The organism is Mesorhizobium sp. WSM4849, from assembly GCF_055811385.1.
In genome coordinates, this window is record NZ_JBVVPW010000042.1 from 39,187 (window position 1) to 49,385 (window position 10,199).

Below are 10,199 nucleotides of genomic sequence, written 5' to 3' on the forward strand. Positions count from 1 at the left end.
CGATTGTGCCATCCTCATCCGGTTGCCCAAGCAGCGCCAAGACCTCGCGCCGTTTTTCGGCGAACGCGGCTTCCGCCCTGCTTCCGGCGAGGCTTGCGGCCACGATCTCGCTGCAAGCGCGCTACGGTTCGCGGCGAACCTGCCACAGGCCGGAACCGGCTATCGCATGCGCCACCATCAGGCGAAGTGCTGCGCTCGGATGGTCGAGCAGCCCCAAGCGCACGCCTCTCTGATCAGCCGTGAGAACGTCTCCCATTGCGACACTTCGTCGGAGTCGAGGCGGGCGACGTTCTCGATCAACGAGGCTTCGAGGGCATCGGCGTCCTCGCCAGCCTCCATGATGGCGCAGGGCAAGGGATCGGCTTTACCTCGCTCGTCGGCGAGCGATTTTGCGGCGAAATAGCGTCGCCGTCCGGCGACGATCTCGAAAGTTTCGGGCGAGCCGTTGAGCCGCACCAGAAGCGGAACAAGACGCCGCGGGCGCGCACCGACGGCAGGATGTCGGAGATATCGGGCGCGCGTTTGGAATGCCGCATGTTGGCGGCCGCGACACTCAATTGGTCAATGGAAACGTGGGCAAGCTGCATGGTCTTTCTCCTTTGCTATGGCCGAAATTGCCTGACCGCGAGGCCGCAGGCCGAGCGGCGCGACGGTTTTGCGCCCGGTGGCGCTATTGTTCCGCCCGGTCGGGCGGAAGCTCGGGAAGGGAAAGCGAAAGGGCGGCGGCGGCCTGCCGCAAGAGCCGTTCGGCCTCGGTGATGTGGCCGGATAGGCGAGCGGCTTCGGCATAGACCGAGAGCGGAAACCGCGCCTTGAAATACAGGTCGCGCTCGATGCCGAGGCCAAGCGGTCCCTTGACGGCTTGGAGCTCGGCAAGGCTGACGCTGCCGAGTTCAGGGAAGCCGAAACCGAGATCACAGAGGCCGAAGAGTGTATCGCCATCGGCGTCGAGCTCGCTCAGAAGCCAGGTGGCGGCGCCCACGGGGTTGAATAGCTTCACGACCGGTGCGTGGTCGGTTTCGGTGTCGGCAGCGCCATTGGCGAGGAGACGGGCGCGCAGTTCATCGGTGATCAGGATCATTGCGGAATTCCTTCAAAACGGTTCTGGCTGAATTGAGAGCGGCTTTTTGAAACAAGGCGGATCGAGCGGCTGGTGCGCCGCGCGCGGGCGCGTATCGGCGCGCCATCAGAAGCGCAAGGCGGTCGCGCATGGCGATGGAGCGCGCTCACGCGGCGATCTCGGCATGCGCCTCACCTTCGACGTCGGCATTGAGGCCAAGCAGGAAATCGGCGGCTTTCGAGGCATGGCTGGCCGCGCGGAAAATGGCGCGATTGTCCTCGCGCAGAACCGTCAGCCATGAGCCGATGTAATCGGAATGGCGCACGGTCGGCTCGATACCGAGACTGCTGCAGATGAAGGCTGCGGCCATCTCGGCGACCAATTCCTCGCGCGCATAGGTTCTGGAGCCGAATGAGCCTGACAGGTCGCGCGCGAGTCGCGTCGGGTGGCCGGTCCAGTGGCCAAGCTCGTGAAAGCAGGTCCGGTAGTAGTCGATCTGGTGGAAGAAAGCCGGCTGGGGCGGCACCTGGATGGTGTCGCTGCCGGGCATGTAGAAAGCGCGATCGCCACCGATACGGAAATCCGCACCGCTTCTGCGAATAAGTTGCTCGGCCTGCGGGACGATTTCGCGCGCCGGCAGCGGCTCGGCGGCGGCATGGAGATCGTCGGGAAGATTATCGCACTGCGCGACATTGAAGACGGTAAAGCGCTTCAAAAAAGGCACGGCCTGCGGTTCGTCGCCATCGGCCTTGGCGCGTTCCTTTTCGTCCTTGGGAATAAAGCGGTCAGCGTGAACGATGGTCGTGCCGCGCTCGCCCTTCCTGACATTGCCGCCAAGGGCAAGCGCCTGCCGGAACGTGAGCCAGTTCTGGCTGGGGTATGGGCGCTCGATGACGGCGCCCCACAGGATCAGGATATTGATGCCGGAATAGCGGCGCTGGGTGGCTGCATTTCTGGGCAGGCCAAGGGCTGCCTTTGCCCTGCCCCAGGGCTTGACCCATGGCACGGTGCCGCGCTCCAGTTCGGCAACGATGCGGTCTGTGATCTCCTGATAGAGGCTGGCGCCTGAGCGCCCGCCCTTGCCCGCGCCAGCCTCTCGGCTGCCGGAATGCTTGTTGTTTGCACGCATTGTCTGGTCCTCCGTTCGCCAATCGCGCCCTCCCCGGAAGCGGGGTGGGCGGCAAAAGCGACCGGAAAGGCCCGCCGTAGAAGGCAGACCGCATCCGAAGGACCGGAACGAAGAGGAGGACCCGGAGCGGCAAGCGGAGGGTTGCGGGATGCCGCGGCTGGCCTAGAAGGGAGTGCCGCCCACCCCGTGCCACCGGGGAAGGCCACCACAAAATCGACGCCGGCCGGCTGGCCGGCGACCGTCAGCAGCCGACAGGCTGCCCGCGTCAGGGGGCGAAGCCGGATGGCCGAGACCGCCTGAGCCTGTCGAAGAAAAGCGGGCTCGGTGCACGAGCACCCGGCGCGCGCCTTCAGGCGCGCGGGCGCTCAGGACTCTGGTCCCGAGAGCAGTTGATGCGGTCAAAATGCCGATTTTGCAGCTGTGGGAGACTGAACCTTGGCGTTTGCGCGCACATCGGCGATGCAGCTTCGCAGCCCGGCCGTCTCTACCACCCCGGCTATCACTTCGTCGCCGACCACCAACGCCGGCGTGCCGGTGATGTACAGCTCGTTCGCGAGCGCGCGATCGCGTGCGATGGCTTCGGTGATGGCCGGGCCTTCCATATCCCGCTTGAGCTGCTCAACATCGAGGCCGACACGTGCCGCAATGACTAGGGTGGTTCTTTGGTTCACCAAGCCGGGAAAAGCAAAAAGGGCGCGATTAAACGCCTCATATTTTCCCTGTTTGCGGGAGGCGAGCGCCGCGCGCGCGGCGAATTCGGAAGAAGGTCCCAGGACCGGGAGCTGTTTACGCACACTCCTCAGATTGGGATCATGCTTGAGGGCTTGCTGGAGAATGAGGTCCATTTCCTTGCACAGCGGGCAGTTGTAGTCGAGGAATGAGACCAGGGGGACGTCGCCCTGCGGATTGCCGGCGATTGGCGAGGCGAGGTCGTTGAGGAGTGCGTCGCGATGCTGCGGAATGAGTATCCTCAAGTCCGCCGCGAGCAAGGCGTTCATCTCCGAGCCGTTGCAGGTCGTCAACCTATCTGGCTGTCGCTTTAGCGTTCCCAGCACGGACAGGGCGAGGACTAAGAAACCGATTACGGCGACAAGGCCGGCGTTTTGCTTGGACATGGGTCGGGCTCCAATCAGCTGTTAACGGGGCAGCAACGGCTGGCCTTTTGGCGTGAAAGTTGGTCGTCGCTTTGGATCGCTTGCCCGGCAGTTCCCGCAGTATCGGCAGTCGCGGGGGGGCTCACAATGTCGATGCCGGCGCCATCTGGCGGTTGCTTTATGACGGCTTCGCTCCAATGGGCTGACTGCAATAGCTGAGCGGCGTTCGCGCGTTGCCAGCCGAGACCACCGGTCATCACGCCGGGCGATCTGCCCTTCAACGCCCGAGCGCCGAAGGACCCGCTCGTGAGAGCCTTTGCCAATCGTCCATCATCCGGCTCGCCCTGCTCCGGGCGACAACGAGCCTTCCCACTGCGTTGCCGAGAAAAATGGTCAGCACACGGCACTCCGACACAAAGTGGTCGACGCGAAGAATAAGCGTCACGCCGGCAGCTGGGGCGGTCGGAACGACAAAGAGCGCCGCGGCCAACGTGAGGAGGCCCGCACCGGTAATGCGAGTTGTTCCCTTCGAAGAGAGCAAGGCGACGAACAGCAGCAGAATCCGACCGCCGATCGACAGATCCGTGTTCGTCGCCTGGGCGAGGAAGAGGGGGACCAGCGTCATGTGGATATTGGTGCCGTGCAGATTGAATGAATATGCGGCCGGGATGCCGAGGCCCACGACCGAACGCCTGGCGCTCGCCCCTTCGACGGGCGCGGCCCTCATCAGAATGCCGACCAGCTTGAACACCGGCGCAAGGAGCGCCTGAAGCAAAGAAAGCACAGGCTTGCCCGTGTCGCCGACCATCGCCAGAGCGATGCCGAACAGGACCGAGAAGAACAGGACCTGCAGGATATCGCCTTCGGCGAAGGCACCAACGATTGACGGCATCAGCAAGCCGGTCACGAACTGCTCGTGGACCTTGGCGGCATAGCCCTTCACGGCCTGAGCATCGAGCGAGGCTGGATCGATGTTGAGGCCGGCACCTGGCTGAACGACATTTGCGACAATGAGACCGACAATCAATGCGAGGCTCGAGAAGGTGAGGAAATAGATCATTGCCTTGCCGGCGACCCGGCCGACCTTCTTGAGATCGTTCATGCCGCCGATGCCGGTCGCAATTGTCAGGAAGATGACAGGCGCGATGATGATCTTCACGAGCTTGATGAAAGCATCGCCGAGCGGCTTCAGAGCCTCTCCGGTCGCCGGATAGAAAAAGCCAACAGCGACGCCAAGGGCGACGGCGGCAAGCACCTGAACGTAAAGCCGCGCAATATGGGGCTTACGAGGCCCGGCGTTCGCGCTGTGGACTTGTGGAGCTAACACCGTTTCTCTCCCTGCCGGATCGGGTCGGGCTCTTCCTCGCTTCAAGGCCTCTCACTGGCGGCGCTCCGGTCGAACGCTGCTGCCATCTCGGGCGCAAGTGCCGTGCCAAGCAGCGGCGGCGCGATAACGCGCAGGACCTCTCACGCAGTGCCGCATTCGCCGCAGCCGCGTGCCCTCTTAAAAACAAGGGCAGACCGTCGGCGGACATGCGGCCTGGCAGCGGCCGAAAAGTCGTCGAGGCAACCTGTTTGCCTTGGTGGCTGCGATCGGGATCTAGATGGTCGACATCTGGCTATGGCTATGTCCAAGCCATCGCCCAGTCGGCTGAGCTTGTCGGATATCAAACACCGCCGTCGACAGGGGATCGCTACCGCGATCCGTATAGTCTGGCGCTCCACAGATGGAGTAATCGACCGGCCGGGTTACGGCATGGGCCCTGAGCTGCCTCTTCGCGCGCGATCGTCGTTCTGGCCGCACCGCCCGCGAGCCACAATAAGTTTGTCCCGCCCCTTACAATAATTCATCAAGGCGTCTACCTCGGCAATGACCAGATCGGGCGTGATGTCGAACTTGCAGCGGACTTTGACCGGACAGCGCCGCACTTTGTCCAGACCACATCCGCGACATTCAATAACGCTCATAAGCATGCTGACCAGGGGACCACGAAATCCCCAAATTTCCGGTAGATGTGACGCGGTGAAAATTCCGACAGTAGGGCGGCCAAGCTGGGCAGCGACATGGCCAGTGCCTGAATTGTTCGACACCACGAGCGCGGCCGAATTCATGAGATGATTGAATTCCAATTCCGACAAGTCGACAGCCGTTCGAATCTCCGCGGCTCCACGGTCGCGAGCTGTCATCGCGACCTCTTCAAGCGCTTCCCGGCTTTCGCCACGGCCGACGAGGATCACCTCACTACGGGTAGAAAGAGCAGCGACAAGTTTGCCAAAGTTTTCGATCGGCCAATCGCGCAGGCTGGAATTTGAAAACGGAGCCACGACGATCGGGGACTTGCCTTCTGTCGAACTCTGTCGGCGGCCCGCTTCACTTTCTCCGTCAAAATAGGCCGCTGCCTTTGCGACCAGAAAGAGGAGGATTTCCGACACATGCTGTAGACGTACCTGCTTACGGTCAACGAACCAATCAAGCCATGTGCGAGGGAATTTGTCGGCGATCCCTATTTTTTGGGCCAGCTTGTAGAAGATGGTTCTGCGCAATTTCAGATCGAATGGCGCTATCGCAATATCGATCTGATGCATTCCGTAAGGATCAACTATCGCCGCACGATGCCTGGCGGGGACTTCGAGCAAAATGGGCCTTGTCTCATCCGGGACACGCATATCAATGGCAAGATCAAACTCGCCGGTCAGCAGCGGCCGTATGTCGGCCGCTTTCTTGCGGGTATCGACCTTCGGGTTGCGAGGAAAGAAGTCAAAAGCAACGTAATCGTCGGCGAGGTCGAACTGTTTTGCAGTGTCGATGTTCCAGCTTCCGACCACCAGCGTAATGTGGGCATGCGCAAAGCGCTGACGCAGGTCCATCAGGGGCGCCAGAGACATCCAAAAGTCCCCGACACGATCAAGCTTAAGCGCCAAAATTCGCAACTTGGCGCTTGACTGTTCCGACTCCTCCCAGCTGCGGTATATAATTTGATTGGCGTCGCGCTTTGTAAAGTATCCCATTGCCATTCCGAAGGTTATACGCACAACATTTCTTGACTAGTGATGTCCGTGTAGGTTGGATTGCTTCCCGTCTTATCCGCGTTGACAAATTAACGCGGCAAACGACTCTGAGACGACTGGTGATTTGCAGTGTTATCGGCTGCGACTGAAAGAGGAGTTCCGGCGTCAGCCCCGGTCAGTCCGGAAGCTTTGCCGACCAGCGACGGCAATGACGGGCGGAAAGATGGGCTGTCGAATTTCTTTGCGGGACGAGGCAGGTGCGGCCTGGCCTGAATGAGTTAGGCCTAGGTGACACCGGCCGTTCAACGGTTCTGAGAGGGGAAAGACTCCGCTAACAAAGAGGTCGGACAATTCGAAATCGTCGGCCTGCTGCAACTCATTCCCAGGACAATTTCCAGCGCACGTCTGAGCTCATGCAAAGATTTTCCCCTTTCGGGTCCCTTTTCACGCGACAGAGGCAGGGACGGTCGATGCGTGTCCGGTGAAGGTCAATGCGAGATTCCGGAAGGTTGATAAAATCCTTTGTTTCGATGAAGCCCATCCACGCCATGGATAGATGGCTGCCAAAGGTTGCGGCCACAATACAGCGGAGCGGTAGCCTAGCCGCTCCGGTGCGCGCTCACTTTAGCGCCCAGCACCATCTCGGCATCGAGCACCTCCGGAAGTACCCGGCAGCGCCGCAAAATGGCGGCGCATTTCCCGCACAGGCGCGACTAGACGCCTCTCCTGTTTCCCCAGAGCAAAACGTGCAACTGCGGTAACACGCGTGCTTCGAACCACCTGTCGTGTGTCACCTTTTCCACAAGCCACTCCATGCGTTTTATTATTCCGTCCAGGTCGACAGGTGCGTCTTCATTGCCAGGGCGCGGTGGCGTGTGATTGCCGGGTTGCAGATAGACCGGAAGGTGCGGAAATCGCGCCGCGGCGTCTTTGGCGTAGGCGTAGTCATTCTCGTCGAAAACAACGAGCTTGAGCACGATTTGCGGCTTCTGCTGCGCCGCTTCTATGCACGCCTGGAATGCAGCCCAGTTCGTCCTCATCTCGCTTGACGGCGGCTTTGGGCTGAGAACCAGCACATCAAGATCCGCAAACCAGTCCCTGACCACCGAACCCTGGGTTTCCAGCGAAAAACGGTAACCCTCACCATGGCCTCGCTCGATCAGCGCACCGAAGGGCTGAATGGCCGGATTACCGCCTGACAGCGACACCATCACTGGCCGGCCACCGGAAAGCCCAACGACGCTTTGCCACACCGCATCGATTGGCATCATCTCCCATTCGTGGCGGAATTGACTGTCCACCGCATGGAGGCTGTCGCACCAGGAGCACCGGTAGTCACACCCGCCGGTTCTGATGAAGACTGTAGGCAAACCGATGAGCACTCCCTCGCCCTGGACCGTGGGCCCAAATATCTCGCTCACACGGATTGCGGGACACGTGTCCGTCACGGCCGGTATTCCGCCCAGGTTTTCGGGGTTTCGCTCACCCGCACGGCCGCGGTTTCCGGCAGACGTGCCTTGCACCATTCATAGAAATGTCTGGCCAAGTATTCCGCCGTGACTTGCTCATGTCCCAGCACCTCGTTGAGGTGCCGATGGTCGAGGCTCTCGTCGATATAGCGTTTGAGCGGCGCCAGATCGTGATAGTCGCGCACGAAGCCGTGCGCGTCCAGGTCCTTCGCCGAAAGTTCCACTTCGACGATGTAGTTATGCCCGTGCAGGCGCGCGCACTGATGATCCGGCGGCAAAGAGGTGAGCTGGTGCGAGGCCGAGAAGTGGAATTCCTTGGTGATGCGGAACATCAGGCGCTCCTCCTCCGCAGCGCCTCGAGCCAGAAGACAGGGTCTTCGTAGTCGGTAGGATCAGCGTGCCCCGCGAGATGAAACGCCTCGCGCCGCTCCACGCAGGTCCCGCACCGTCCGCAGTGACGCTCGCCGCCCTTGTAACACGACCAGGTCTCCGCAAATGGCGTTCCGTGTCTTGCTCCATCCCGGACGATGTCGCCCTTCGTGAGGTTGACGTAAGGCGTATAAAGGCGAATCTCGGCGTAGCCTTCCAGCGCGCGGTCTTGCATCATCTGGAAAGCTTCGATGAAGGCCGGACGGCAATCTGGATAGATGAAATGGTCCCCACCATGTACGGCCATCGCCACCGCTTCGGCCTTGTGCGCGGTGGCGAGACCGAAGGCAATTGCCAACATGATGGCGTTCCGGTTCGGCACTACCGTGATCTTCATCGTGTCTTCGGCGTAGTGGCCGTCCGGAACGTCGACATTATCGGTGAGCGCTGAGCCGGAAAGGCCGCGGCCGATTTCGGGGATGTTGATGATCTGGTGCATAGTGTTCAGTCGCTCCGCGCAGAGAGCGGCGAAGCCCAATTCTTTCCTGTGCCGTTGGCCGTAATCGAAAGACAGGAGGCCGGCGAGCTCGTGCTCCGCTGCCACGCTGTGAGCAAGGGAAACGGAGTCCAATCCGCCGGAGCAGATGACGAGAGTCTTCATCGTGGTATCCTTGTTTTGACCGGGTAAGGCTGCGACCGGAGATTTCTCTGCGGTCCCCCTACCCCAGCGAGTCAACTTTGTGAACCCGGTGGAGTCTGATCGCTGACGTGCCGTTGCGCACCGGGCGCCGACAGCGGGCTCTTTCATTGATGTCCAAACCCAGGCATATGCTCAGAAGGACAGATGCGAAGCGACCTCGAGGCATTGCTGGGAAAGAAGCTGACCTATCCAAATCTGCGTTACGGATGCTTGCACAGGCCGCACGCGAATTGGCGAAGCAACGAGGAAGGAACGGAGTTCGTTAACTGCGGGAGTGCAGAAGCCCAAGTTCAAGGACAGTGCGCGCGCCCCGCTTCAGGATCAGTTCGATCTGGAACACGAATCCGTCGGTGGCCGAGTGGCAAAACCAGCTAAAGGATTGGTCGTGAGCCGACACCTGTGAACAAGCCGTGTGCGTCGTTGCAATCACTCCTATATTGCGCGCAATAGCCTACATGGCGTTGGATGAACTGGATTTGGCGATTTTCCAGATGGCGGTCGAAAGCGTGCGCTCACTCTCCCTAAGCTTCAACCAAAAAGCCGCAGAGATAGCCACGAGGAGCCACGGTGTCCTGGTTTTCGACGTGCGGGTCGATGGTGACTCGGAGGTCCAGCGGATCGCAGCCATCCGATATGGAGCCGACCAGACGGGCGTGGTCGCGTTGGACAGACAAGGCCTTGTTACCCGCTCTTGCATGGTCAATGGCACTTTCTCACATTTCATTTCGCCATTGGAGAACTGGGCCGGCATGCCCCTGTCAATGCAGGCCAAGATCGATGTCACCGTCCATGCCGGTCTCTTCCTAGGCGCCTTGCGAAAGGCCGGTCATATGCTTGGCAGCTAGCATATGACCGGAATGCATCTGTGGATTTTTGGATCCGCCTGCGCGTCCGAGCGGCCGGCCACCGAGGGCTCTGTGGCGAGCGGATGTGTCCGGGGAGAGCGCTACGATCTGCCGCACACGTTCGGATATACCTAACGCGCACGAGCCGCGCTCCTTAGTTACCTTCTCCTTCACGTTACAGGGATTGCGCGAAAATATCCGCCGGTGCGCCTGCTTGGCGGTGACGCCGCGCTTCTGCAGTTAATCGAGCAGGAAAAGCGAGCAATCAGTGGAGATCCACGAGAACTGGCTCGAGGCGACCCGCTACCTCGACATGGATCATCTGCGCGAGCACAAGAAGGAGAACCTCAGGGCATTGGCCGCCTGAGACGCGGCCCGCCATGTCCGCCGCTCCGCTAAACACGGGGGCTGCGGACACGCCAACGTCACCGCTAATGCCACGCCATCTTTGCTGATGGGGTGGATGCCAGCCTTCTCCGACGGCATCGCAATGTGCCAAAGTTTGTGGTGTTAGCGCCACGCAA

General features: G+C 60.8%; 10 protein-coding genes. 1 reads left to right on the forward strand and 9 read right to left on the reverse strand.

Annotated elements, in window-relative coordinates; translation table 11 throughout:
• Positions 1 to 177 precede the first annotated feature (177 nt).
• From AC0L3L_RS32055 to queC, 9 genes are all read right to left on the reverse strand, one after another.
• Complete coding sequence (locus tag AC0L3L_RS32055) at positions 178 to 456, reverse strand: hypothetical protein (RefSeq protein WP_473641155.1); 279 nt, start codon at positions 454 to 456, stop codon at positions 178 to 180.
• A 214-nt stretch (positions 457 to 670) separates the two neighbouring features.
• Positions 671 to 1,081 carry a DUF2958 domain-containing protein gene (locus AC0L3L_RS32060; RefSeq protein ID WP_473641157.1) on the reverse strand — a complete coding sequence of 137 codons (411 nt, stop codon included), beginning with the start codon at positions 1,079 to 1,081 and terminating at the stop codon, positions 671 to 673.
• A gap of 145 nt (positions 1,082 to 1,226) precedes the next feature.
• Positions 1,227 to 2,189 carry an ArdC family protein gene (locus AC0L3L_RS32065; RefSeq protein ID WP_473641159.1) on the reverse strand — a complete coding sequence of 321 codons (963 nt, stop codon included), beginning with the start codon at positions 2,187 to 2,189 and terminating at the stop codon, positions 1,227 to 1,229.
• Between the two features lie 398 nt (positions 2,190 to 2,587).
• Entirely contained in the window at positions 2,588 to 3,304 is a 717-nt protein-coding gene (locus AC0L3L_RS32070; RefSeq protein WP_473641161.1) for a DsbA family protein, read from the reverse strand.
• Between the two features lie 256 nt (positions 3,305 to 3,560).
• Positions 3,561 to 4,610, reverse strand: a complete 1,050-nt coding sequence (locus AC0L3L_RS32075) for a cation:dicarboxylate symporter family transporter (RefSeq protein WP_473641163.1) — start codon at positions 4,608 to 4,610, stop codon at positions 3,561 to 3,563.
• A 422-nt stretch (positions 4,611 to 5,032) separates the two neighbouring features.
• Entirely contained in the window at positions 5,033 to 6,292 is a 1,260-nt protein-coding gene (locus tag AC0L3L_RS32080) for a glycosyltransferase family 9 protein (RefSeq protein WP_473641165.1), read from the reverse strand.
• Positions 6,293 to 7,005: 713 nt separating this feature from the next.
• Positions 7,006 to 7,740 carry a 7-carboxy-7-deazaguanine synthase QueE gene (queE, locus tag AC0L3L_RS32085; RefSeq protein WP_473641167.1) on the reverse strand — a complete coding sequence of 245 codons (735 nt, stop codon included), beginning with the start codon at positions 7,738 to 7,740 and terminating at the stop codon, positions 7,006 to 7,008.
• Complete coding sequence (gene queD / locus AC0L3L_RS32090; protein WP_065010611.1) at positions 7,737 to 8,093, reverse strand: 6-carboxytetrahydropterin synthase QueD; 357 nt, start codon at positions 8,091 to 8,093, stop codon at positions 7,737 to 7,739. Before queD ends, queE begins: the two co-directional genes overlap by 4 nt.
• Positions 8,093 to 8,791 carry a 7-cyano-7-deazaguanine synthase QueC gene (gene queC / locus AC0L3L_RS32095; RefSeq protein WP_473641169.1) on the reverse strand — a complete coding sequence of 233 codons (699 nt, stop codon included), beginning with the start codon at positions 8,789 to 8,791 and terminating at the stop codon, positions 8,093 to 8,095. Before queC ends, queD begins: the two co-directional genes overlap by 1 nt.
• Positions 8,792 to 9,285: 494 nt before the next feature.
• Here queC and AC0L3L_RS32100 point away from each other — a divergent pair, with 494 nt between their 5' ends.
• Positions 9,286 to 9,675, forward strand: coding sequence for a hypothetical protein (locus AC0L3L_RS32100; protein ID WP_473489980.1), 390 nt, complete (start codon positions 9,286 to 9,288; stop codon positions 9,673 to 9,675).
• The last annotated feature ends 524 nt before the right edge of the window (positions 9,676 to 10,199 follow it).